This is a genomic window from Neotabrizicola shimadae, from assembly GCF_019623905.1.
Classification (GTDB): Bacteria; Pseudomonadota; Alphaproteobacteria; order Rhodobacterales; family Rhodobacteraceae; genus Neotabrizicola; species Neotabrizicola shimadae.
The window spans coordinates 3,190,230-3,214,054 of sequence record NZ_CP069370.1 but is presented as its reverse complement, the minus strand read 5'-3'; the positions used below and the strand labels follow the sequence as shown (position 1 = coordinate 3,214,054).

20 protein-coding genes are annotated in these 23,825 nt (G+C 67.6%); 9 read left to right on the top strand and 11 right to left on the bottom strand.

Annotated elements, in window-relative coordinates:
- Positions 1-73 precede the first annotated feature (73 nt).
- Positions 74-1,441 carry a dipeptidase gene (locus tag JO391_RS15640; protein ID WP_220661375.1) on the top strand — a complete coding sequence of 456 codons (1,368 nt, stop codon included), beginning with the start codon at positions 74-76 and terminating at the stop codon, positions 1,439-1,441.
- Here JO391_RS15640 and ilvA read toward each other — a convergent pair.
- Together ilvA and JO391_RS15630 are read right to left on the bottom strand one after the other, a co-directional pair.
- Positions 1,438-2,685, bottom strand: coding sequence for a threonine ammonia-lyase IlvA (gene ilvA / locus JO391_RS15635; RefSeq protein ID WP_220661374.1), 1,248 nt, complete (start codon positions 2,683-2,685; stop codon positions 1,438-1,440). The genes JO391_RS15640 and ilvA overlap by 4 nt on opposite strands.
- A 35-nt stretch (positions 2,686-2,720) precedes the next feature.
- A complete protein-coding gene (locus JO391_RS15630; protein ID WP_220661373.1) occupies positions 2,721-3,500 on the bottom strand; it encodes a hypothetical protein in 780 nt (259 codons plus the stop codon).
- A gap of 104 nt (positions 3,501-3,604) precedes the next feature.
- Between JO391_RS15630 and JO391_RS15625 the strand changes: the two genes are divergently transcribed.
- Complete coding sequence (locus JO391_RS15625; protein ID WP_220661372.1) at positions 3,605-4,837, top strand: argininosuccinate synthase; 1,233 nt, start codon at positions 3,605-3,607, stop codon at positions 4,835-4,837.
- A 297-nt stretch (positions 4,838-5,134) separates the two neighbouring features.
- Positions 5,135-8,245 carry a beta strand repeat-containing protein gene (locus JO391_RS15620; RefSeq protein ID WP_220661371.1) on the top strand — a complete coding sequence of 1,037 codons (3,111 nt, stop codon included), beginning with the start codon at positions 5,135-5,137 and terminating at the stop codon, positions 8,243-8,245.
- Positions 8,246-8,279: 34 nt separating this feature from the next.
- Here JO391_RS15620 and JO391_RS15615 read toward each other — a convergent pair whose 3' ends face one another.
- Both JO391_RS15615 and JO391_RS15610 read right to left on the bottom strand, forming a co-directional pair.
- Positions 8,280-8,999, bottom strand: a complete 720-nt coding sequence (locus JO391_RS15615; RefSeq protein ID WP_259444722.1) for a sulfotransferase-like domain-containing protein — start codon at positions 8,997-8,999, stop codon at positions 8,280-8,282.
- A gap of 105 nt (positions 9,000-9,104) precedes the next feature.
- Positions 9,105-10,004 carry a D-amino acid aminotransferase gene (locus tag JO391_RS15610; RefSeq protein ID WP_220661370.1) on the bottom strand — a complete coding sequence of 300 codons (900 nt, stop codon included), beginning with the start codon at positions 10,002-10,004 and terminating at the stop codon, positions 9,105-9,107.
- 124 nt (positions 10,005-10,128) lie between these two features.
- On the opposite strand from JO391_RS15610, the gene msrA reads away from it, so the two are divergent.
- Positions 10,129-10,740, top strand: a complete 612-nt coding sequence (msrA, locus tag JO391_RS15605) for a peptide-methionine (S)-S-oxide reductase MsrA (protein ID WP_220661369.1) — start codon at positions 10,129-10,131, stop codon at positions 10,738-10,740.
- Between the two features lie 7 nt (positions 10,741-10,747).
- Here msrA and JO391_RS15600 read toward each other — a convergent pair whose 3' ends face one another.
- Positions 10,748-11,650, bottom strand: coding sequence for a LysR family transcriptional regulator (locus JO391_RS15600; protein WP_220661368.1), 903 nt, complete (start codon positions 11,648-11,650; stop codon positions 10,748-10,750).
- A gap of 101 nt (positions 11,651-11,751) precedes the next feature.
- Here JO391_RS15600 and JO391_RS15595 point away from each other — a divergent pair, with 101 nt between their 5' ends.
- Together JO391_RS15595 and JO391_RS15590 are read left to right on the top strand one after the other, a co-directional pair.
- Positions 11,752-12,651 carry a Rossmann-fold NAD(P)-binding domain-containing protein gene (locus JO391_RS15595; RefSeq protein ID WP_220661367.1) on the top strand — a complete coding sequence of 300 codons (900 nt, stop codon included), beginning with the start codon at positions 11,752-11,754 and terminating at the stop codon, positions 12,649-12,651.
- 81 nt (positions 12,652-12,732) lie between these two features.
- Positions 12,733-14,487, top strand: a complete 1,755-nt coding sequence (locus JO391_RS15590; RefSeq protein WP_220661366.1) for an AI-2E family transporter — start codon at positions 12,733-12,735, stop codon at positions 14,485-14,487.
- Between the two features lie 290 nt (positions 14,488-14,777).
- On the opposite strand, the gene dapD is transcribed toward JO391_RS15590, so the two are convergent.
- Complete coding sequence (dapD, locus tag JO391_RS15585; protein ID WP_220661365.1) at positions 14,778-15,602, bottom strand: 2,3,4,5-tetrahydropyridine-2,6-dicarboxylate N-succinyltransferase; 825 nt, start codon at positions 15,600-15,602, stop codon at positions 14,778-14,780.
- Positions 15,603-15,634: 32 nt separating this feature from the next.
- Positions 15,635-16,516 carry a phosphotransferase gene (locus JO391_RS15580; RefSeq protein WP_259444912.1) on the bottom strand — a complete coding sequence of 294 codons (882 nt, stop codon included), beginning with the start codon at positions 16,514-16,516 and terminating at the stop codon, positions 15,635-15,637.
- A gap of 75 nt (positions 16,517-16,591) precedes the next feature.
- Between JO391_RS15580 and JO391_RS15575 the strand changes: the two genes are divergently transcribed.
- Positions 16,592-17,410, top strand: coding sequence for an LOG family protein (locus JO391_RS15575; RefSeq protein WP_220661363.1), 819 nt, complete (start codon positions 16,592-16,594; stop codon positions 17,408-17,410).
- Between the two features lie 6 nt (positions 17,411-17,416).
- Here the strand turns inward: JO391_RS15575 and JO391_RS15570 are convergent, their stop codons facing one another.
- From JO391_RS15570 to JO391_RS15560, 3 genes are all read right to left on the bottom strand, one after another.
- Complete coding sequence (locus JO391_RS15570; protein ID WP_220661362.1) at positions 17,417-18,691, bottom strand: bifunctional folylpolyglutamate synthase/dihydrofolate synthase; 1,275 nt, start codon at positions 18,689-18,691, stop codon at positions 17,417-17,419.
- On the bottom strand, positions 18,688-19,623 hold the full coding sequence (gene accD / locus JO391_RS15565; protein ID WP_220661361.1) for an acetyl-CoA carboxylase, carboxyltransferase subunit beta: 936 nt from the start codon (positions 19,621-19,623) through the stop codon (positions 18,688-18,690). The genes JO391_RS15570 and accD overlap by 4 nt, the downstream gene beginning before the upstream one ends.
- Before the next feature lie 85 nt (positions 19,624-19,708).
- Entirely contained in the window at positions 19,709-21,310 is a 1,602-nt protein-coding gene (locus JO391_RS15560) for a Y-family DNA polymerase (protein ID WP_310795071.1), read from the bottom strand.
- 234 nt (positions 21,311-21,544) lie between these two features.
- On the opposite strand from JO391_RS15560, the gene JO391_RS15555 reads away from it, so the two are divergent.
- A complete protein-coding gene (locus JO391_RS15555) occupies positions 21,545-21,988 on the top strand; it encodes a c-type cytochrome (RefSeq protein ID WP_220661360.1) in 444 nt (147 codons plus the stop codon).
- 189 nt (positions 21,989-22,177) lie between these two features.
- Here JO391_RS15555 and JO391_RS15550 read toward each other — a convergent pair whose 3' ends face one another.
- On the bottom strand, positions 22,178-22,474 hold the full coding sequence (locus JO391_RS15550; protein WP_220661359.1) for an I78 family peptidase inhibitor: 297 nt from the start codon (positions 22,472-22,474) through the stop codon (positions 22,178-22,180).
- 173 nt (positions 22,475-22,647) lie between these two features.
- Here JO391_RS15550 and JO391_RS15545 point away from each other — a divergent pair, with 173 nt between their 5' ends.
- A complete protein-coding gene (locus tag JO391_RS15545) occupies positions 22,648-23,784 on the top strand; it encodes an S-(hydroxymethyl)glutathione dehydrogenase/class III alcohol dehydrogenase (protein WP_220661358.1) in 1,137 nt (378 codons plus the stop codon).
- Positions 23,785-23,825 lie beyond the last annotated feature (41 nt).

The window sequence follows — 23,825 nt, the reverse complement described above, 5'->3', positions numbered from 1 at the left end:
TCAACGTCAAGCCCCGGCCTTGCACTTGGCTGTTACGGCGCAGAGGATCGCCCCGTTACAGCAGGGGTGCCCCATGGACAGCCAGACCTATCTGAACCGCGAACAGGACCGCTTCATCGCGGAATTGATGGACTTCGTCCGCATCCCCTCGGTCTCGGCCAAGCCCGAGAACATCCCCGACGTGCTGGACGCCGCCCACTGGGTCGCCCGCCGCCTCACCCAGGCCGGCGCCGAACATGCCGAAGTCATGCCAACCGCTGGCCACCCGGTCGTTCTGGCCGACTGGCTCCACGCAGGGCCGGACAAGCCCACCATCCTGATCTACGGCCATTTCGACGTGCAGCCGGCCGAGCCCTTCGACCTCTGGACCTCTCCGCCCTTCCAGCCGGAAATCCGCGACGGCCGCCTCTGGGGACGCGGCGCCTCGGATGACAAGGGCGGGATGCTCATCCCCATCCTCGCCTGCGAGGCACTGTTGCAGACCACCGGCAAGCTGCCGGTCAACGTCCGCTTCTTCTTCGAGGGGCAAGAGGAAATCGGCTCGCCCGACCTTCCCCCCTTCGTCGCTGCCCATGCCGAAAGGCTGAAGGCCGACATGATCTTCTCTGCCGATGGCCTGCAATGGGCCCCCGGCCAGCCGCAGATCGTGCAGGCGCTCAAGGGCCTGGTCTCGCTGGAAATCGTGGTCCGGGGGCCAAGGTCGGACCAGCATTCCGGCATGGTCGGCGGCGGCATCGCCAACCCGGCGCTGGCGCTGGCGCAAATCCTGGCCAGCCTGCGCCGCGAAGACGGCCTCATCACCGTCGAAGGCTTCTACGACGACGTGATCCCGCTCTCGCCCGAAGCACGCGCCGACATCGCCCGAATCCCCTTCAAGGACGCCGACCTCCTGGCCGAAACCGGCGCGCCCGCGACCTGGACAGAACCCGGCTACACCGCCGCCGAAGGCATCTTCGCCCGCCCCACGCTCGATGTGAACGGCCTCACCTCGGGCTGGCAGGGCGCCGGCACCAAGACCGTGCTGCCCGCCGAGGCCCGCGCCAAGATCACCTGCCGCCTCGTCGCCGCGCAGAACCCCGAACGCATCTTCGAGGCCATCCAGGCCCATGTCGCCCGCCACACCCCGCCCGGCGTCACCGTGGAAGTCCTGCGCAACCCCGGCCGCGCCGATCCCTTCCTTGTCCCCGCAGGCCACAACGCCAGCGCCATCGCCGCGCAGGTGCTGGAGGACATCTACGCCACCAAGCCGCTCCACACCCGTGTCGGCGGCTCGATCCCGGTGATGACCACGCTTCTGGATACGCTGGGCGTCCATGCCGTGATGTTCGGCTTCAGCCATGGCGACGAGAACCTGCACGCCCCGGACGAATTCTTCCGCCTGGACGAGTTCCGCCGCGGCCAGACCGCCTATGTCCGCCTGCTGGAACGCCTCGGCGACTAGATCAGGAACTCGGCCAGCACCTCGTCCTGCGTGATGTCCTGATAGGTGAAGCCGCCTGCATCCATCGCGCCGAACAGCGCCTCGAAATTGGCCGCGTCCTTCGTCTCGATCCCGATCAGGACCGACCCGAAGTTGCGTGCCGATTTCTTCAGGTATTCGAACCGGGCAATGTCGTCGTCCGGCCCCAGCATGGTCAGAAACTCCTTCAGCGCACCGGGCCGCTGCGGCATCCGCAGGATGAAATACTTCTTCACGCCCGAATAGCGCTGCGCCCGTTCCTTCACCTCCGGCAGGCGCTCGAAGTCGAAATTCCCGCCCGAGGTCACGCAGACCACCGTCTTGCCCGCGATCTCGCCCGCCAGGTCCGGCAGCACGTCCACCGACAGCGCCCCCGCCGGTTCCAGCACGATGCCCTCGACGTTCAGCATCTCCAGCATGGTCACGCAGATGCGGTCCTCGGGCGCAAGCTGCACCTGGTCGCGCCTGGCCCAGGACAAGGCCTCCCAGGTCAGCTGCCCGATCCGCGCCACCGCCGCGCCGTCCACAAAGCTGTTCACCCGCGGCAGCGTCACCGGATGCCCCGCCTTCAGCGCCGCCGTCAGGCTCGCCCCGCCAAGCGGCTCGACAAAGACGAATCGCGTCTCCGGCGCCGCCTCGCGCAGATAGCGCGTCACCCCCGCCGACAATCCGCCTCCGCCCACCGGCAGGATCACCAGGTCCGGTGCGCGGCCCAGTTGCTCCAGCAGTTCCACCCCAACGCTCGACTGCCCCAAAATCACGTCCGGGTCGTCGAAGGGCGACAGGAAATGTGCACCCTCTTCCACGCAGAACCGCTGCGAAGCCGCCAGCGTCTGGTCGAAATAATCCCCCGTCAGCACGATCCGCACCTGCCCGCCGCCAAAGGCGCGGGTCTTGTCGATCTTCTGCTGCGGCGTCGTCACCGGCATGAAGATCGTCCCGGTGACGCCGAAATGACGGCAGGCATAGGCCACGCCCTGCGCATGGTTGCCGGCACTGGCACAGACGAACCGCGCCTTGGTCGGATCGGCCTCCAGCACCTTGCGCATCGCCGTGAAGGCGCCGCGCAGCTTGTAGCTGCGCACCGGCGTCAGATCCTCGCGCTTCAGCCAGATATCGGCCCCGTGGCGCAGGGACAGGTGGTCATTGCGCTGCAGCGGCGTCTCGGGAAAGAGATCGCGAAGCGCGAGCGCGGTTTGGCGGGCATCGTCGGAAAACCGTGTCATGCCCCGGCATGACTCGCCCGCCGTCCCGGATCAAGTCAGACCAGCGCCCGCCCCTCGACATAATGGCCGTAAAGCGTGGTCAGCACCGACACGCCCACCATCGTCACCAGCCAGCTTGTCACCACCTCCCAGGCAAATGACAGGATCGACAGGTCGGCCGAGCTCAGCGCAAAGCCCACCAGCTGCAGGGCGGTCTGCGCCAGCACAAGGATCACGGCCAGCGCCGCAGTATCCCCGGTTGCGCCCGTGGTCGCCCGCCAGCCCGTGGTGAAATCCCCCGTCGCTCCGATCGCGGCGCCCGGCAATCCGCTGCTCAGCCGCAGCCCCACGGTGAGCGTGGGCAACAGCACGATGACCAGCATCAGGATCATGAAGGCCGAAACCGACGAAACGGAAAGCGCATTGGCGATGGCCGACTGGACAAAGGACAACAGGACGGCAACGACCACCAGCACCACAAGATAGGCCAGCGACCGCAGCAGATAGGCCGCGATCCGGTCTCCGTGGAACGCCGGAACAAATCCCTTCGGCACCTCGCTCAGCAGCACATAGCGATGCCAGGCCACGGCAATCCACAGCGCCGTCGCAACCACAACCACCAGAGCAAGGATCGTGCCCATCACGAACCCGGCGTCAGGCGCGGCCGGCTCCAGAAGACCGCCGGTCGGCCCGGCGATGCCAGCCAGCGCCAGCATGACCGCAACCTGAATGGCAACCGGCACCAGAGACACACGCAGCGCACCGGGCAGATTGCCCACCACCTGCCGCACCGAATGGCGGAAAATCTGCCACGCCTTCACTCGTTCCTCCCGCATTGTCGCGCCACCTCAGCCGCAGCCCGCCGTGCAGGTCAAGCCCTCGCCTTGTCCTTGCGTCCGTTTCCCGCTAATCGCGGGCGGAACGGATACGGAGCCCTGCGATGCTGAAGCCGAAGAAGGTCGTCCTTGCCTATTCCGGGGGTCTCGACACCTCGATCATCCTGAAATGGCTGCAAACGGAATACGGTTGCGAGGTCGTGACCTTCACCGCCGATCTCGGCCAGGGTGAGGAACTGGAGCCCGCGCGGCAGAAGGCGATCCTCCTGGGGATCAAGCCGGAAAACATCCACATCGTCGACGTGCGCGAGGAATTCGTGCGCGACTTCGTCTTCCCGATGTTCCGCGCCAATGCGCTGTACGAAGGTCTCTACCTTCTCGGCACCTCCATCGCGCGCCCGCTGATCTCGCAGCACCTCGTCCGCATCGCGCACGAGACCGGCGCCGATGCCGTGGCCCATGGCGCCACCGGCAAGGGCAACGACCAGGTGCGGTTTGAACTGTCCGCCGCCGCACTTGACCCGGCGATCCGCGTCATCGCGCCCTGGCGCCTGTGGGACCTGACCAGCCGCACGAAACTTCTGGAGTTTGCCGAGGCGAACCAAATCCCGATCGCCAAGGACAAGCGCGGCGAGGCGCCCTTCTCGGTGGATGCGAACCTTCTGCACACCTCCTCCGAAGGCCGCGTGCTGGAAGACCCGGCGGTGGAAGCCCCCGATTACGTCTATCAGCGCATCACCCCGGTCGAACAGGCGCCCGAGACGCCCGAAATGGTGGAAATCACCTTCGAAAAGGGTGACGCCGTGGCGATCAACGGCGAACGCCTCTCGCCCGCCACCATCCTCACCCGCCTGAACGAGATCGGCGGCAAGCATGGCGTCGGCCTTCTGGACATGGTGGAAAACCGCTTCGTCGGCATGAAGTCCCGTGGCGTGTATGAAACCCCCGGCGGCACCATCCTGATGGAAGCCCACCGCGGCATCGAGCAGATCACGCTCGACAGCGGCGCAGGCCACCTGAAGGATTCCATCATGCCGCGCTATGCCGAACTCATCTACAACGGCTTCTGGTTCAGCCCGGAACGCGAGGCGCTTCAGGCCCTGATCGACAAGACGCAAGAGCATGTCACCGGCACCGTCCGCGTGAAGCTCTACAAGGGCTCGGCCCGCACCGTGGCGCGCTGGTCGGAACACAGCCTCTATTCCGAAAAGCACGTCACGTTCGAGGAAGACGCCGGCGCCTATGACCAGAAGGATGCCGAAGGCTTCATCCGACTGAACGCCCTGCGCCTGAAACTGATCGCCACCCGCAACGCCCGCGTGGCACGCAAGGTCTGATCCCGCTGCAAGCGGCCCCCGTATTTCGGGGGCCGTCCCTGCAATTCCTGCCCGATTCCCATTCCTATTGATCCATTGCGCGCCCCGGATTTCGCGTTATTCCGCCCAGGCCGCGCCCCGCGCCGCGCCTTTTTCGCGCAACGATCTGACAAATAAGGAAAATCCGCGCCCTACTGGCGTTTTCCCCAACGTCATGCGTGACCTGCTGGCCACCGCCACAATTCATGCCCGCAACGGCCATGCAATTGCCACACCGGCACAGAAGAAACGGGCCAATCGTCAACAGAGGTACGAGTCATGGCCAATTACACGTTCAGCGCGCTTGCCAACAATCAGACCATCGTTTTCGACCCGCTCCACGATGTCCTGATCTTCGATGCCGGCATCCGCCCTGCCGAACTCCTCATCAACGGCACCGCCTCGGGCGTGCAGTTCTCCGTCGCGGGCAAGTCGATCGTGCTTTCGGGCATCGGGCTCGATGACCTGGGCCTCAGCACCGCCACCTCCGCCCAGAACATCCGGTTCTCCGGGCCCGGCATCCTGCTGGTGGGCGAAGGCACCACCGGATCGGATGGAGATTTCGACAACGCCCTGCTTGGCAGCACCGGCGACGATGCGCTTCTGGGCCTCGGCGGCCATGACACGCTGAACGGCGGCGCCGGCGGCGACCTGATGGTCGGCGGCCTGGGCAACGACCTCTACATCGTGGACAACGCCGCCGATGTGGTGACCGAGGAAAACAACCTCCTCGCGGGCGCTGGCATCGACCTCGTGCAGGCTTCCATCAGCTACACCCTCACCAACTATGTCGAGAACCTGACCCTCACCGGCAGCGCGGCCATCAACGCCACCGGCAACACGCTGAACAACGTGCTCACGGGCAACGCCGCCAGCAACGTGCTCGACGGCAAGTCCGGCGCCGACACGATGATCGGCGGCAACGGCAACGACACCTATGTCGTGGACAGCTCCTCCGACGTCGTGGTCGAAACCAACAGCTCCTGGACCCAGATCGACAAGGTCATCTCGTCGGTCAGCTACGCCCTCGGCGCCAACCTTGAAAACCTGGAACTCACCGGCTCCAGCGGGCTGGCCGGGCTGGGCAACTTCCGCGCCAACGTCCTGACCGGCAACACCGGCGGCAACACGCTGAACGGCGGCACCGGCGCCGACACCATGACCGGCGGCGACGGCAACGACACCTACATCGTCGACAATGCCGGCGATGTGGTGGTCGAGATCAACAGCAGCCTGTCGCAGATCGACATGGTGGCCACCACGATCAGCTACGTCCTGGGCGCCAACCTCGAAAACCTGCGCCTGATGGGCACGGCCAACATCAACGGCACCGGCAACGCGCTGAACAACACGCTCTACGCCAATGCCGGCAACAACATCCTCGATGGCCAGGGCGGCTCGGACACCGTCTCCTATGCCAGCTACGACCTGCAGACCCTGGGCGGCAGCTCGCTCACCACCCAGACCGAAACCCAAAGCGTCGCCGCGGGCGGGGTCACGGTCGATCTCACCATCACCGGCTTCCAGGACACCCGCGGCTCGGGCTACGACCAGCTCATCGGCATCGAGAACCTGACCGGCAGCCGCTTCAATGACGACCTCACCGGCAACTCGGGCGACAACATCCTCGATGGCGGCGAAGGCGCAGACGTGCTCACCGGCGGCAAGGGCAACGACACCTACTACGTCGACGGCGCCGATGTGGTGGTCGAACTGAACGGCTCCGGCGACGGCATCGACATCGTCTATTCCGAAGTCTCCTACCGCCTGACCGCCAACGTCGAAAACCTGACGCTGATCGGCTCGGCCGTCACGGGCTATGGCAACAGCCTGAACAACCGCCTCGTCGGCAACACCGGGTCGAACTTCCTGGATGGCGGCGCCGGGGCCGACAAGATGGACGGCGGCTCGGGCAACGATACCTTCGTGGCCGACAACCTGGGCGACGAAATCTCGGATTCCAGCGGGACCGAGCTTGTCCTGTCCTACGTGAACTACTCGCTGGGCAGCACGCTCGAAAACCTGCGCCTCATGGGCACCAATGCGCTGAACGGCACCGGCAACGGGCTGAACAACGTGATCTATGCCAACATCGCCGACAACGTCGTCGATGGCGGCACGCAGTTCCTGTCCAGCGGCTTCATCGGCGATACGCTGTCCTACGAATTCGGCGCCATCTCGGGCATCACGCTGGACCTGTCGCTCACCGGGGCGCAGACCACCGGCGGCTCGGGCACCGACACGGTCTTCAACTTCGAACATCTCATCGGCTCGAACTATGACGACTGGCTGTCGGGCAACGCCCAGGCCAACATCCTCGACGGTCTCGCCGGCGTGGATACCCTGTCCTACGAGCTGGCCGCCGATGCGGTGAACGTGAACCTCGCCGAACAGAAGGCCACCACCGGCGGCATCGTCGATACCGTGCGCAACTTCGAAAACGTGGTCGGCAGCGCCTTCGCCGACACGTTCACCGGCGATCTTCTGGACAACGTCTTCGACGGCGGCACCGGCTCCGACACGGTGTCCTACCAGAACATCAAGGCCGGGCAGGGCGGCGTGATCGTCAGCCTCGCCATCACCAGCGCACAGAACACCCAGGCCTCGGGCGTTGACACCTTCCTGGCGGTGACCGGCACCACCCGCTCCAGCATCGAGAACCTGACCGGCTCGCTGAACGACGACCAGCTGACCGGCGATGCCTATGCCAACATCCTGGACGGCAGCGACGGCCATGACACCATCATCGGCTCCGGCGGCAATGACACACTGTCGGGCGGCCTGGGCGACGATTCTCTGAACGGCGGTGCCGGGCTCGACACCGCGCTCTTCCTCGGCACCACCGGGGCGGTGGTCAACCTGGCCCAGACCAAGGCGCAGGATACGGGCTATGGCCTGGATATCCTCGTCGGGATCGAGAACCTGCAATCCGGCGACGGGGCCGACCAGCTGACCGGCAACAGCCTGGCCAACAGCCTGCGCGCAGGCCTCGGCAACGACACGCTGGTGGGCGGGGGCGGCAACGACACGCTGGCCGGCGCCGACGGCGCCGACAGCCTGACGGGCGGCGCCGGGGCCGATGCCTTTGTCTTCGACAGCGCGCTCAGCTCCACCAACATCGACCGCATCACCGACTTCGTCGTGGTGGACGACACGATCCGCCTGGACGATGCCGTCTTCGCGGGCGTTTCGCTGGGGGCGCTCGCCGCTTCGGCCTTCGTCTCCAACACGACAGGCCTGGCCACGACAACGGCACAGCGCGTGATCTACGAACGCGACACCGGCGCGCTGTACTACGATGCCGATGGCAGCGACGCGGGCCTTGCGTTCCAGTTCGCCACCCTGGCCCCCAACCTGGTGCTGACCAACGCCGATTTCCTGGTGTTCTGATTGCGCAGCGCGCGGGCGGCCCTCGCCGCCCGCGTCACAGGATCGAATGGCGCCGCAGCCGTTCGTAATGCGGCAGGGCCAGCTCCACCAGCCTTGCCGCATCGCCCTCCAGCGCCGGTAGCTCGCCCTCCGGCTCATCGAAGCCGGTCGAGGCATGAACCGCATTGTACCAATGCGGCGCCCAGGCCCCGTCATAGGGCTTCGGCCCGGCCGGCCACGACAACATGCGGTCCGTGAAGGCAATCCCAAGCGCGGAACACAGTGCCGCAAGGCGCCCCTTCGGATCGTCGCGGATATCGGCACTGTCGATCACCACTGGCGCCCGGCCCAGCCGGTCGGCCACCTGGTCGAACAACTCGGCCTGCTGGACAAAGCCGATGTCATCGAGCGTCGGGTTCTCGCGCTTGCGGGCATAGCTCGCCACGACCCGCGCCGGATGGCGGATCAGGAACACATTGGTCAGCCCCGCCATGAACCCCCGGTCAAAGGCGGGGATCATGTGCAGCGTCATGTGCTTCTGGTACCAGATCGGCTTCGCCTCGGGGATCGCCCCGGTGCAGGCGGCGGCAACCTTGGCCGGGTCGCGCTCGCCCGCGGCAATGACCTCGGCCGCCATCGGATGAGCGATGCCCGTCGCCGCCAGATAGGCGGCATAGAAGGGTTCGTCCCAGACCGCCGCATCGCCCCGCGCGGCAAAGGCATACATCATGGCGGTCGACAGGTTGCGCGGGCCCGACCACATCGCGATTTTCATGGGTGTCTCCTGGCTCTGCCGGCGGAAGCGGGGGGTTTCACACCCCCCGCACCCCCCGTGGGATATTTGGGAACAGAAGAAGGGCCTTTGACCAGAAGAAGGCCGTCAGGCGCCGACCAGCTGCTTGTACAGGCCCCGCAGGCGTTCGGTCATCGGGCCCATCTGGCCGCTGCCGATGGTGCGCCCGTCGATCACCCCCACCGGGGTCTGCGCGCCGAAGGTGCCGGTCAGGAAGGCCTCGTCGGCGGAATAGGTGTCCACCAGCGAAAAGTTGCGTTCAAACACCGGGATGCCATTGGCGCGGCACAGGTCGATCACCTTCTGCCGCGTGATGCCGTTCATGCAGTAGTCGCCCGTGCTGGTCCAGACTTCGCCCTTGCGCACGATGAAGAAGTTGCAGGCGTTCGTCGTGTTCACGAAGCCATGCACATCCAGCATCAGCGCCTCGTCCGCCCCGGCCTTTTCGGCGGCAATGCAGGCGAGGATGCAGTTCAGCTTGGAATGGCTGTTCAGCTTGGGATCCTGGGTCATCGGCAGCCCACGCAGATGGGGCACGGTGGCCAGGCGGATCGGGCGCGGCAGGCTCGGACGCGAATGTTCCATGATGATCACCATGGTCGGCCCGCGCTGGCTGAGCCTGGGGTGCTGGAACGGCCGCGTCTTGACCCCGCGCGTCACCATCAGCCGGGCATGGGCATCGCTGGTCATGCCATTCGCCGTCTGCGTGTCCTTCAGCGCCTGCGCCACCTCGGCCCTGCTGCGGCCGATGTCCAGGTCGATCGCCTTGGCCGCCTCGAACAGCCGCTCGATATGTTCGTCCAGGAAGGCCCAGGTGCCGTTGTACAGCCGGATCCCCTCCCAGACGCCATCGCCCAGCATGAAGCCGCTGTCATAGACGGAAACCATTGCCTCGGCCTTGGGCACGATGCGCCCGTTGACCCAGATCAGGATCGCCTCGTTGCGGGCATCCTCCTCGGCCTGGTGGGTGGAAACATGGTCGGTCATGGCGCCTCCTGGTCGGGCGCCACGCTAGGCGGTGGCGCGGCGAAGGCAAGGGCCGATCACAATCCGGTGCGCCGTGAAACAACGCCGCACGCCCCGCGTATGGTTGGAAAAGGGGAGATGCATCATGACACGAATCCTTGCGCTCTTGGCCGCGCTTCTGGCCTTCACGGGGGCCGCGCGGGCCGACACGGCCATCCTGGCCGGCGGCTGCTTCTGGTGCGTGGAATCGAACTTCGAATCCGTGCCCGGCGTGCAGGACGTGGTCTCGGGCTACACCGGCGGCAGCTTGGCCAACCCGACCTATGGCGACCACGAAGGCCATTACGAGGCGGTGCAGATCACCTTCGACCCGAGCCGCATCAGTTACGACCGCATCCTCGAGCTGTTCCTGCGTTCGACAGACGTGCTGGACGCCGGCGGCCAGTTCTGCGACCGCGGCTCCGCCTACCGCTCGGCGATCTTCGTCGATGGCCCTGCGCAGAAGGCCGCCGCCAAGGCCGCCATCGCCGCCGCTTCGGCGGAACTGGGCCAGCCCGTCGTGACGCCGGTGCTGGACGCCACGCGCTTCTGGCCCGCCGAAGACTATCACCAGGACTATGCCGAGGGCCGCAACATCGTGATCACCCGCGCCGGCCCCATGCGCCAGTCCAACGCCTACAAGTTCTACCGCCAGTCCTGCGGCCGCGACCGGCGCGTGCAAGAGCTCTGGGGCAAGAACGCCGCCTTCCTGCACTGAGGCCGGGTCAGTCCTTCGGCTGCCGCGCCGCTTTCCGCCGCAGGCTGTCGGCCAGCCAGGCAAACACCCGCGCCACCCGTGGCTGGTGGCGCAGAGCCTCGGGCACGGCGATCCACAGGGGCAGGGGCGGCAGGCGCAGGAAGGGCGCGATGCGCTCCACCGCCGGATCGGCATCGGCAAAGATCCGCTGCGCCCCGCCGATCCCCAGCCCCGCCCGCACCAGGTTCCAGTGCACCAGCTGGTCGTCGCAGCGCACCGGGAAATCGTCCCGCTTCCGCACCAGCCCCAGCCCCGCCATCATGCGGATCATCAGCTCCGACCGGTCGAACCCCACGATGTCATGCGCCAGCAGATCCTCCATCGAGGCCGGCCGCCCCCGCCGGTCCAGATAGGCCGGCGCCGCGTAAAGCCCAAGCGACAGGTCCGCCACATGCGCCGCCACCAGATCCAGCTGATCCGGGCGGTACATGCGCAGCGCGATATCCGCCTCGCGGAACAGCAGGTTCTCGGCCGTGTCCGAGGCGACAAGCTCGATCTCGATCCCCGGCTCCTCGCCGCGCAGCCCCGCCAGAATCTCGGGCAGCAGGTGATGCGCCACCACCCGGCTTGCAGTAATCCGCACCGGCCCCGCCAGCCGCACCTCGCGCCCGGCGGCAGCCAGCGACAGCCGCGCCGCCGCCTCGGCCATGCCGCGCGCATGGGGCAACAGCGCCGCTGCCGTCTCGGTCGGCGCCAGCCCGCGCGGCTGTCGCGTGAACAGCTCCAGCTGAAGCGCCGCCTCCATTTCGGCGATGTGGCGGCCCAATGTCGGCTGGGTCAGCCCCAGGCGCCGCGCCGCCGCCGACAACGAGCCGGTTTCGGCCACCGCCAGGAAGGATCGGATCAGCGTCCAGTCGGTCAGGGCATCCATGCATTTCCGTATATCAGGGATACATGCTGCAGGAATACCCTTTCGGTTTCCGCATGGGCATATCGGTGCCATCGCAACCGCGACCACCAAAGGAGAGGATCATGTCGAACACGGTTCTGGTGCTGGGCTCATCGGGCAACTTCGGCCGCCGCGCCGCGGCCGCCTTCGCCGCGGCAGGGTGGGAGGTGCGGCGCTACGCCCGCGGCACCGACATGACATCCGCTGCCAGCGGCGCCGATGTCATCGTCAACGCCCTCAACCCGCCGAACTACCACGCCTGGGACAGTCTGATCCCCGAAATCACGGCCTCCGCCCTGGCCGCCGCCCGCGCCTCGGGCGCCACGCTGCTCGTGCCCGGCAACGTCTATGTCTATGGCCGCGAACCCGGCCCCTGGGGGCCTTCCACGCCGCAGCGCCCGGTTGCCCGCAAGGGCGCCATCCGTGTCCGCATGGAAGCAACCTACCGCGAGGCCGCGGCAAAGGGCCAGCAGGTCATCCTCCTGCGCGGCGGCGATTTCCTCGATCCCGACAGCCCGGCCACGATCCTTCGCATGGTCATGCTCAAGGGCCTCGCCCGCGGTCGCATCACCGCCATGGGCCAGCCGGACGTGCAGCGCGCCTATGCCTGGCTGCCCGACATGGCGCGCGCCGCCGCAGCCCTGGCCAGCAGGCGCGCCGACCTGCCGGCCTGGTCGGACATCCCCTTCGCCGGCCTGACCTTCAGCACGCAAGACCTGCGCGACGGCCTCTCGCGCCTGATGGGGCAAGACCTCCGCATCGGCCAATTCCCGTGGTGGGGCCTGCGCCTTGCTGCGCCCTTCTGGGAACTGGGCCGCGAACTTCTGGAAATGCGCTACCTCTACGCCACGCCCCACAGCCTGGACCCCGCGCCGATGGCCCGCCTCCTGCCAGACTTCCAGGGCGTGGATTTCGATACGATGCTCAAGGCGCATCTGCCGGCCCGGCCCGCCCCCGTCGCCACCCCGGTCCGCGCGCGCTGACCTGCGGGGGCGGGACCCGATGGACGACCGCCCCCGCTCGGGTTAGCCTCGGCCGGAACCGTTCCATCCGCACAGGCCGCCATGCCCGCCACCGAAGCCACCGGGCCCGCAAGACGCCTCTCGCTGGTGCAGGTGGCGGCCATTGCCGGCATTGGCGCCGTGCTTCACCTCGCGCAGGATCTGTTCCTGCCCGTGGCGCTCGCCATCCTCATCACCTTCGCGCTTGCGCCTCTGGTCACGCGCCTGCGCCGCACCGGCCTGCCCGACCTGCCCGCCGTCCTGACCGCCGTGGCCGTCTCCTCCGTGATGCTGGCCGCCTTCGTCCTCGCCGTGGCCAGCCAGCTGAACCAGCTCGCCGGTACCCTGCCCACGCTGCAATCCAACATCATCGCCAAGATCGAAACGTTGCAGGCCACCGGCTCCGACAGCGCGCTGCTCGCCCGCATCACCGGCACCCTCTCGGCGGTCAACGCGGAAATCAGCGCCGCCACCGCCACACCGGACGCGGCCCCCGGCAGCGCGCCGGTCCAGGTCCAGATCGTCGAGTCCAGCAAGCCCGCCGAACTCCTCCAGGAACTGGTGCTCATGCTGGTCAGCCCTGTCGCCGCCGTGGGTCTGGTCTTCGTCCTCGTCATCTTCATGCTGCTGGAACGTGACGAGTTGCGCGACCGCTTCATCCGCCTGGTCGGCGCCTCGGACCTGCATCGCACTGCGCAGGTGCTGGAGGAAGCCGGCAGCCGCGTGTCGAAATACCTGCTGGTGCAGCTTCTGGTGAACATCATCTACGCCGTGCCCATCGGCCTTGGCCTCTGGCTGATCGGCGTGCCCAATGCGAGCCTCTGGGCGATGCTGACACTGGTGCTGCGCTTTGTGCCCTATATCGGCTCGATCCTCTCCGCCGCCTTCCCGATCTTCCTGTCCTTCGCCGCCCTGCCGGGCTGGGCACCCCTCGCCTGGGCCATCGCGCTTTTCGTGGTGGTCGAGCTTGTCACGTCGAACGTGGTCGAACCCTGGCTCTACGGCTCGCGCACCGGCCTCTCGCCGCTTGCGATCATCCTTTCGGCAGTCATCTGGACGTGGATCTGGGGCACCGCCGGCCTTGTCCTCTCCACACCGCTGACCGTCTGCCTGGTCGTCCTGGGCCGCCACATCCCGCAGTTCGAGCTGTTCGATGTGCTCTTCGGCGACCGCCCGGTGCTGCCACCCGAGGCGCGGCTTTACCACCGCCTCCTTGCCGCAGATGAGGTCGAGGCCGTGGAGATGGCCGAAGAGGCGCTCGACAGCGCCGCCCTCGCCAGCTTTCACACCACCACGCTCTGGCCCGCCCTCGCCTTGGCCGAGCGCGATCTCGACCGCGGCCGCCTCACCCTCGCGCAGCAGGACCGCATCGCCGAAACGCTCCAGTCCGTCATTGCCACGCTGGATGTGCCGGGTCCGCCCGAAGGTGTGGCCCCCGTGCTTTGCCTCGGCGGGCGCACCCGGCTGGACGATGCCTTCGCCGCCAGCCTGGCCCAGTCGCTCACAGACGCCGGCATCCCGGCCAGCGCAGCCCCCCGCCGCGCCCGCCTTCCGGCCGAGGAAGCGGGTCTCGAAGGCCGCACCGCCGTGGTGCTGTGTTTCCTCGACCCCAACCCGTCGCGCGTCTCGCTGATGCACCTGCGCCGCCTCGCCGCGGCCGCCCCCGGCGCCCGCCTTGGCGTGGCACTCCTGCAAGACCCGGCCACCGGCACCACTCGCCCCGAAAAACGCGACGAGGCCCTCACCCTCGGCGCCACCTTCGTCGCCCTGACCCCGAAAGACCTCCCCCGCGCCCTTTCGGAAACCGGGGGTGGCTAGGGCCGCCCCCCGCGCGCCCCGATCCGGCAAGGGCACCCCCCTCCCCCTTGTGGGGAGGGGTAAGGGAGGGGGCACCAGCCCGCCACGCGGCGCACCCCTTTCCAGGGGGAAAAGACCATCCGACCAAACCATCACAAACGTCCCGCCACGGGCGCAGGCGCTTCGGCCAGACCAGACCGTCCCCGGACAATTCTTAAGTCCAAGTTAATCCGGTCTCACAACTCATTGATTTCATTTATCCGGGGCAAGCGTCCGAGCTCGGACGCCCCCGGATGCCCTTGCGGCCCGGATCAGTCCCGCAACAGCTCGTTGATCGAGGTCTTGGACCGGGTCTGGGCGTCCACCTTCTTGACGATCACGGCGCAGTAGAGGCTCACGCCACCCTTGCCCGGCATCGACCCGGCCACGACGACCGACCCCGCCGGCACCTCGCCGTACATGACCTCCCCGGTCTCGCGGTCCACGATCTTGGTGGACTTCCCGATATAGACCCCCATGCCCAAGACGGACCCCTCGCGGACGATGCAGCCCTCCACCACCTCGGACCGCGCCCCGATAAAGCAGTTGTCCTCGATGATGGTCGGCCCCGCCTGCATCGGCTCCAGCACCCCGCCGATGCCCACGCCGCCGGACAGGTGCACGTGCTTGCCGATCTGGGCGCAGGAGCCCACCGTGGCCCAGCCATCCACCATCGTCCCTTCGTCCACATAGGCGCCCAGGTTCACGAACGAGGGCATCAGGACCACGTTCCTGCCGATGAAGGCCGAGCGGCGGACGATGGACCCCGGCACGGCGCGGAAGCCCGCGGCCTTCCACTCGGCCTCGCCCCAGCCCTGGAACTTGGACGGCACCTTGTCCCACCAGGTCGCCCCGCCGCTGCCGCCGGGGATGACCTCCATGTCGGCCAGCCGGAAGGACAGAAGCACCGCCTTCTTGGCCCACTGGTTCACATGCCAGTCCTGCCCCCGCTTCTCGGCCACGCGAAGCTGCCCCTTGTCCAGCGCCTCCAGCGTCGCCTCCACGGCGTCGCGCCGCTCGCCCCGGGTGGCGGGCGTCAGCGCCTCGCGGTCGGCCCAGGCGGCTTCGATGGCGGTTTCCAGGGCGGCGTGGGACATCGGTCTCTCCTGTCGCGTCAAGGTCCATGGCCCTATAGGGCCACCCGCCCCGCCGCGCAATCATTCAGGCATTCCACCAGCATCCTTCGCATCATGTCCCTGAGCCGAGGGTTTGTTTCGCGGTAATAGGGCACGGCCATCACCGCCTTGGAGAAGGCGAAGGCCCAGCCCCGCGCCCAGTCGCCGTCATCGACCCGAAGCGCGGCGCGGAACCTGTCGCGCCCGGAGGCGTCCAGAGCGGCCCAGGCGGGCAGCAGGTCCTCTGCCGGGTCACCCGCACCGAAGGCGCCCCAGTCGGTCACCGCGACCAGCCGCCCCCGGCGGGTCAGCAGGTTCAGGGGGTGCAGGTCGGCATGGACCCAGACCGGTGGGCCGTTCCACCGGGGCAGGGCAAGACATCGGTCCCACAGCCGTGTGAGGGTCGCGGGTTCCGCCTCGTCGCGGACCTCGGCGATCATGCTGCGAAGGAAGGCATCGCGGTCGGCGAGGGTGCCCGTGCGGGCAGGGGCACCGGGTGTCACGGGGGCGGCCCGCAATGCGGCGACGAAGGCGGCAAGGGCCTCGGCCGCCTGCCAAGGCGGGGCCGACCATGCATCGCGACCGGGAAGCCAGGGGCCGACGGACCAGGCGAAGGGATAGCCTGCGCCCGGTTCGCCAAGGCGAAGCGGACCAGGAACCGCCAGCGGCAGGCAGGGTGCAAGGGCGGGAAGCCATGCGGCCTCACCCAAGGGCTGGTTCGCCGCCGAGGCGAGGCGTGGAAAGCGGGCGAGGAGACGGGGGCCGACGCGGTAGAGCACATGGTCCGTTCCGCCTGCGCCCACCCGGCGGAGCGGAAACGGGGCGAGATCGGGCATCTGCGCGGCAAGGAGGGCGCGCACCTGTCGTGCCGACAGCTCCACCTCGCCCTCGTGCATCCCGGCCAATCCGCTTTCCTTTCCGGTTCGCCCGTGACCCTATGGCGAGCAACCACCAGCCGCAACGAGCCTTCCATGTCGCCCGATCCCCGCAGCCATCCGTTCCGTGACAGCGTCCAGGACATTGAAACCGCCCGGCAGATTCCCGACACCCCGCAGACCCGCTCGCCGAGCTACAGGCTGGCATTCGCGGACCCCGATTTCCTGACTCGCGACGAGTTGCGGCCGGTGCGGTTGCAACTGGAGCTTCTGAAGCCGCAGATGGCGATGGACGAGGCTGGCATCGAATCCACCATCGTGCTGTTCGGGGGCGCGCGCATCCCGGCGCCCGACAAGGCGGCGGGGCGGCCGGCGGGGCTGGCGGCGCTGGCGCCCTATTATGACGAGGCGCGGCGCTTTGCCTTTGCGATGACCGAGCGCAGCCGCGCCTCGGGCGGGCGGCGCAACGTGATCTGCACCGGCGGCGGGCCGGGCGTGATGGAGGCGGGCAACCGCGGCGCGGAAGAGGCTGGCGGGCGGTCGATCGGCCTGAACATCGTGCTGCCGCATGAACAGGCCCCGAACCCGCATGTGACGCCGGAACTGAGCTTCAACTTCCACTACTTCGCGATCCGCAAGATGCATTTCCTGATGCGGGCGGCGGCGGTCTGCGTCTTTCCGGGCGGCTTCGGCACGATGGACGAGATGTTCGAGAGCCTGACGCTGATCCAGACCGGGCGGATGCGGAAGGTGCCCTTTCTTCTGTTCGGGCGGGAATGGTGGGAAAGCGTGGTCAACTGGCCGCGGCTGGCCGAGGCCGGGGTAATCTCGGCACATGACCTGGAACTGTTCCGCTTTGTCGAAACGGCGGAAGAGGCACTGTCCTGGATCGACTACTGGCCGGACGGGATGTGAGGCGGGTCAGCCGTTCTCGCGCAGGATCGAGCCGGCGAGGTAGAGCGAGCCGCAGATGAGCACGCGCGCCGTGGGGTCTTGCGCCGCGATGGCGGCAAGGGCATCCGCGACGGAGGCTGCGGTGACGGCATCCATTCCGGCTGATCGTGCGGCGTCTCGGGTGGTTTCCGCGGGCAGGGTATTGGCCTCGCCGGGGATCGACACGGCGTGAAGCCAGGTCACGCGGGGGGCGAGCGGGCGCATGTAGCCCGCGACATCCTTGGTGTTCAGCATCCCGCAGATCAGATGCGTCGGGCGCGGCGCCATTCGGGCAAGCGTGGCGGCCACCGCCTCGCCGCCCGCCGGGTTGTGGCCTCCGTCAAGCCAAAGCTCGATGCCGGGCGCCAGGTCGACCAGCGGGCCGCGGCGCAGGCGCTGCATCCGGGCGGGCCATTCCGAGCGCGTCACGGCGGCCTCGCAGGCGGCTTCGTCCCGGCCAAGGGCGCGCAGCGCCATCAGCGCGGCGCCAGCGTTCTGAATCTGGTGGGGGCCGGGCAGGTTGGGCAGCGGCAGGTCGAGAAGGCCGCTTTCGTCCTGAAACACCAGGCGACCGGCTTCCTCGCGCACATGCCAGTGCTGGCCGAAGGCAAGGATCGGAGCGCTCATACGTTCGGCGCGGGCCTCGATGACCGCCAGGCCCTCGTCTGTCTGGGGGCCGACGATCACCGGAACGCCACGCTTGATGATGCCGGCCTTTTCGCCGGCAATGGCGGCAACGGTGTCGCCCAGGAAGGCCTGATGGTCGAGGCTGACCGGGGTTATGATGGTCAGGCGCGGCTTGTCCACCACGTTGGTGGCGTCCAGCCGCCCGCCGAGGCCCACTTCCAGCAGCGTCCAGTCCGCCGGAACGCGGGCGAAGGCCAGGAAGGCGGCGCAGGTCGTGATCTCGAAGAAGGTGATCGGGTCCGGGCCATTGGCAGCCAGACATTCATCCAGAAGCTCGGTCAGGTAGTCTTCCGATATCAGGTCGCCGGCCAGCCGGATGCGTTCGTGGAACCGGGCCAGATGCGGCGAGGTATAGGCGTGGACGCGGTCGCCGCCCGCTTCCAGCCCGGCGCGGATCATCGCCTGGGTGGAGCCCTTGCCGTTGGTGCCGGCGATGTGGATCACCGGGGGCAGGTGTCGTTCGGGGTGGTCCAACGCCGCCAGCAGGCGCTCGACCCGCGCCAGCGTCAGGTCGATGACCTTGGGATGCAGGGTCATCATGCGCTGGAGCAGCGCGTCCGAGCCGGGAGTGGTCACGCCTGGGTCTCGACGACGGTGGCCGGATCGGTGCGGGCGGGTTCGGGCACGCCGGGGGCGGGCAGTTCGCCCTTCACGGCGGGGGGCAGGCTCATCAGCATCCGGGTCACGGTGATGAGTTCGTCCCGCATTTCCTTGCGGTGCACGACCATGTCCAGCATCCCGTGATCCAGCAGGTATTCGGCGCGCTGGAAGCCTTCGGGCAGCTTTTCGCGGATGGTCTGTTCGATGACGCGGGGGCCGGCGAAGCAGATCAGCGCATTGGGCTCGGCAATCTGCACGTCGCCCAGCATCGCATAGCTGGCGGTGACGCCGCCCGTAGTCGGATGGGTCAGCACGCAGATGTAGGGAAGGCCCGCCTCCTTCAGCATTTGCACGGCAACGGTGGTGCGCGGCATCTGCATCAGGCTGAGGATGCCCTCCTGCATCCGCGCCCCGCCTGCGGCGGCGAACAGGATCATCGGCCGTTTCAGCGCGACGGCGCGTTCGGCTGCGGCGATGATGGCGTTGCCCACATACATGCCCATCGACCCCGCCATGAAGGCGAAATCCTGCGCCACGGCGACAATGGGGGTTCGACCCATCTCGCCCTCGGCCACCAGCATCGCTTCCTTCTCGCCGGTCGCCTTCTGCGCGGCCTTCAGGCGGTCGGGGTATTTCTTCTGATCGCGGAAATGCAGCGGGTCGGCCTTGGGCTCGGGCACCTTCACCTCGGTGAAGATGCCGCCGTCGAACAGCGCGGTGAAGCGGTCGCGCGGGCTGATCGCCATGTGGTGGTTGCACGAGGTGCAGACGTTCAGGTTGGCGGCCAGTTCGCGGTGGAACAGCATGGTCCCGCATTCGGGGCACTTGGTCCACAGGTTCTCGGGCACCTCGCGCCGGGAGAACAGCGAGTTGATCTTCGGACGAACGTAGTTCGAGATCCAGTTCATGCGGGTCCCCTGTGAGCGCGGCTTCGGGCGCGGCTGGACCCCGAGATAGTCCCGGCCCTGCCGGAATGCAATTCTGCGCTGTGGATCAGCCGAAGATGCCGTGGGCGAACCAGCCGCCCGACAGCGCCCCGCCATGGGCAAAGAACAGCCAGAGCCTTTCGCCGGTGGCGGTTTCGATGCGCCAGTAGTCGCGCACACCGCTGCGCCAGGCAGGATCGTCCAGCCACCATTCGGGGGCAAGCCGTTCCGGGCCAAGTGCCGTGCGGGTTTCGTGATTGCGCCCGCGCCAGCGGAACCGGGCGGGGGGCGTTGGGTCTTCTGGGGCCTGAACAGGCTCGGGGCGCATCATGACCAGTGGCCGGGGCGGGTTGGCCGCCGGCCAGGGCTCGGCCCAGGGTTCTGACCAGGCGGCTGAAAGGATGATCGAGCCCTTCTCGGGGATGTGGCTGTCGGCCGGATGGGCCCGCGTCACCGATTCGGAGCCAAGCCGGGTGCTGAGACGTTCGATCAGGTCGCCAAGCCGGGGCGTACCGCCCTGTCTGGTCATGGCATCGGCCGTGGCTTCGAAATGGCCGCGGTGCTGCACGGGATGGACGGGTTCGGTCTGGATCGCCTCGATCCGCAGGCAGTCGATGCCGAAGCCGGGGTCGATGGTTTCGATCTTCATCGCCAGCAGCGTGCGGATGCGGTCCGGCTGGTCCGCAGCCTGGGCCAGGCCGACTTCGACCCACTGCGATGTGCCGTCGGGGTGCAGGGCCTGCAGGCGCACCCGGCGCGCGCCGCGCCCCTTTTCACGCAGCCGGGCGCAAAGTGGGTCAAGCAGCCGGTCGATCCCCGCCGCGATGTCGGCTGCGGTGCCGATCGGTTCGGGAAACTGCATCCGGGTGGCAAAACGCAGGGGCGGTGCGGCGGGCGAGATCGGTTCGGGCGCCAGGCCAAGTGCACGGTCGATGCGGGCTACGGTGTCGGCGCCGAATCGGCGGGCCAGGCCCGCACGTGGCAGGGCCAGCACCTCGCCCACGGTGCGCAGGCCAAGCCGGGTGAAGCCTTCTGTCCTCTCGGGCGGCAGGCCCAGGGCGGCAATCGGCAGGGGGGCCAGCACGGATTCGGTCTGGCCGGGCGGGGCGATCAGGCCTTGCGGTTCCGTGGCCGATGCGGCGGAAGGCAGGGCGCCACCGCGTTCCCAGCCCCGCCGCCTGGCGGCATGGGACCGGGTCGCCCGCGCTTCTTGTGCGATGTCGTCGCCCGAGCGCAGCGGTTGGCCGGACTGCCCGGCAAAGCGCGCCAGCGCCCAGGCCGCGCCGCGCGTGTCGGCAAGGCCGCCGCAAAGGGTCAGGCCAAGGCGGGCACAATCGGCCTCGGCCTCGGCCAGCAGCGCGGCTTCCCCGCCGAAGAGATGGGCGCAACCGGTGAGATCCACCACAAGGGCATCGGGCGGCTCTTCTGCGACCCAGGGGCTGAACTTGCCCGCCCACCGGCGCAGGGCGGTCAGGAACAGTGCCTCGCTGACCGGATCGGCCGGGCGGGTCAGCAGGCCGCTGCACATTGCCGTGGCATCGCGCAGGGGCTGGCCGCGGCGCAGCCCCGCGGTCTCGGCCTCGGCATTCAGCGAGACAAGCACCTGCGCGCCCCCGGTCTCACCGACCACGGCGAAGGGCTGCGGCAGCGCGCCCCCGATCCGCCTCAGCCAGCGTTCGGCGGCAAGCCGTGGAAACCACAGGGAGAGAATCCGCCGTGCCAGGGTGTCCCCCTTCCATGTAAATGTTCATGCTTTGTTCGTATCTTGCCTGCATGAAGAAGCAGAGTCGAGTCCCCCGGACCGATGACAAGTGCGTGAGGAGGGGGGGATCGGACCAAAGTCCATATTCCCGTAAGGGAAGCTCGTCTAATGTGGCCCGGATAGCAGCCCCGGAGCCACTGAATGAAGATCATTTCCAAGACCTTGATCACCGTGATCGCCCTTGCCGCCGCCAGCGTCGCATTTGCAGAAGGCGAAGCAGCTGACCCACAGGTGAAGGCGCGTGAGGACCTGATGAAGTCGATCGCCGGCAACACCAAGGTGCTGGCCGACCTGGCCGGCGGCAAGGTGGCCTTCGATGCAGACGCCGCCTCGCAGGCCAAGGAGGCGCTGGTTGTCGATTCGGGCAAGATCGCCGAAGCCTTCAAGGACCCGGCTACCGACCCGGTCTCGGAAGCCAAGCCCGAAATCTGGACCAGCTGGGATGATTTCGTGGCCAAGGCCGGCGCGCTGAACGCGGCGGCCATGGCGATCGACGTCAGCTCGGCCGAAACCATCGGGGCCGGCATGGGCGCGATCGGCGGCGCCTGCAAGGACTGCCACACCAGCTATCGCGCAATGAACTGACCGATCGTTCCCGGCCCTCGTCGGGAACCGGTTGCGGCCTCCGGCAAGTCCCCTGCCGGGGGCCGTATCATTTTCAAGTGATGCGGATGAGGATCTCTGCACCGGCGACGCGCAGCAGAATCCGCATCCGGCCGACCTTGGCCGGAACTGACCGCAGGTGGACGATCATCGAAGCAGGATCGGCCATCCTCACCCGCAGGCAAGGCGCGCAATGCGGCCCGATCCGTCCACCGTCGCCGAAAGCCGGTCCTCCTGGTATTCAAGCGTCATGACCTGACCTGGCTTCAGCACACGCACGGGCTGGTCCAGCGACAGCGAGGTCAGCGCCGACAGCGGCTGGCCAATCAGCATCTGCAATCCCGCCGCGCCGCAGGCATCCTGGGGCGGCCGGTAGCTGCCCTTCGTCCCGCCGACACCCGTTTCGCAGGCCGCAAGCCCGGCCACGGACAACAGGGCGCACAAGACGGATGGCAAGGGCAGACGCATGGGAACTCCTGTCTCGGCATCAGGGCGCGGTCGGCGCCGTCAGCACCATAGCCCCGTCCCGCTGCGGGGCCAAATGCCTTTGCGCCTGCAGCAAGCATTTACCGGACACGCCCATTGCGCTGCCCCGCGCTTTCGCCGAACCTGCGCCGGAAAAACCGACCCAGGAGGATCTCATGCGCACCCGCGCCGCAGTTGCCGTTGCCGCCGGCAAACCGCTTGAAATCATGGAAGTCAATCTCGACGACCCCAAGGAAGGCGAGGTCCTGATCGAGATCAAGGCCACCGGCATCTGCCACACTGACGAGTTCACGCTGTCGGGCGCGGACCCGGAAGGGATCTTCCCGTCGATCCTGGGCCACGAGGGTGCGGGCGTGGTGGTGAAGTGCGGCCCCGGCGTCAAGTCGCTGAAGCCGGGCGACCATGTCATTCCGCTGTACACGCCGGAATGCCGCGAGTGCCCCTCGTGCCTGTCGCGCAAGACCAACCTTTGCACCGCGATCCGCGCGACGCAAGGCCAGGGCCTGATGCCCGACGGGACGACGCGGTTTTCAATGCTGGATGGGAGGCCGATCTATCACTACATGGGCTGCTCGACCTTCGCGCAACACACCGTCCTGCCGGAAATCGCGCTGGCCAAGGTGCGGGAGGACGCGCCCTTCGACAAGATCTGCTACATCGGTTGCGGCGTGACCACCGGGGTCGGCGCGGTCCTGAACACCGCCAATGTCGAGGCCGGGGCAAAGGCCGTGGTCTTTGGCCTGGGCGGGATCGGGCTCAACGTGATCCAGGGGCTGAAGCTGGCCGGCGCCGACATGATCATCGGCGTGGACCTGAACGACGACAAGGAGGAATGGGGCCGCCGCTTTGGCATGACGCACTTCGTCAACCCAAAGAAGCTGCCCGAAGGCACCTCGGTCGTGCAGGCCATCGTGGACATGACCAAGACGCCCTTCGACAAGATCGGTGGGGCGGATTACTCCTTCGACTGCACCGGCAACGTGAAGGTCATGCGGGATGCACTGGAATGCACCCACCGGGGTTGGGGCCAGTCGATCATCATCGGCGTGGCTCCTGCTGGCGCGGTGATCGAGACGCGGCCCTTCCAGCTGGTGACGGGACGGGTCTGGAAGGGCACGGCCTTTGGCGGCGCACGCGGTCGCACGGATGTGCCGAAGATCGTGGACTGGTACATGGACGGCAAGATCGAGATCGATCCGATGATCACCCACATCCTGCCGCTGGAACGCATCAACGAAGGCTTCGACCTGATGCATGCCGGCAAGTCGATCCGCTCGGTGGTGGTGTTCTGACAGCAAGGGCAGGGCGGGCTGCGATGCCCGTCCTGCCCGAT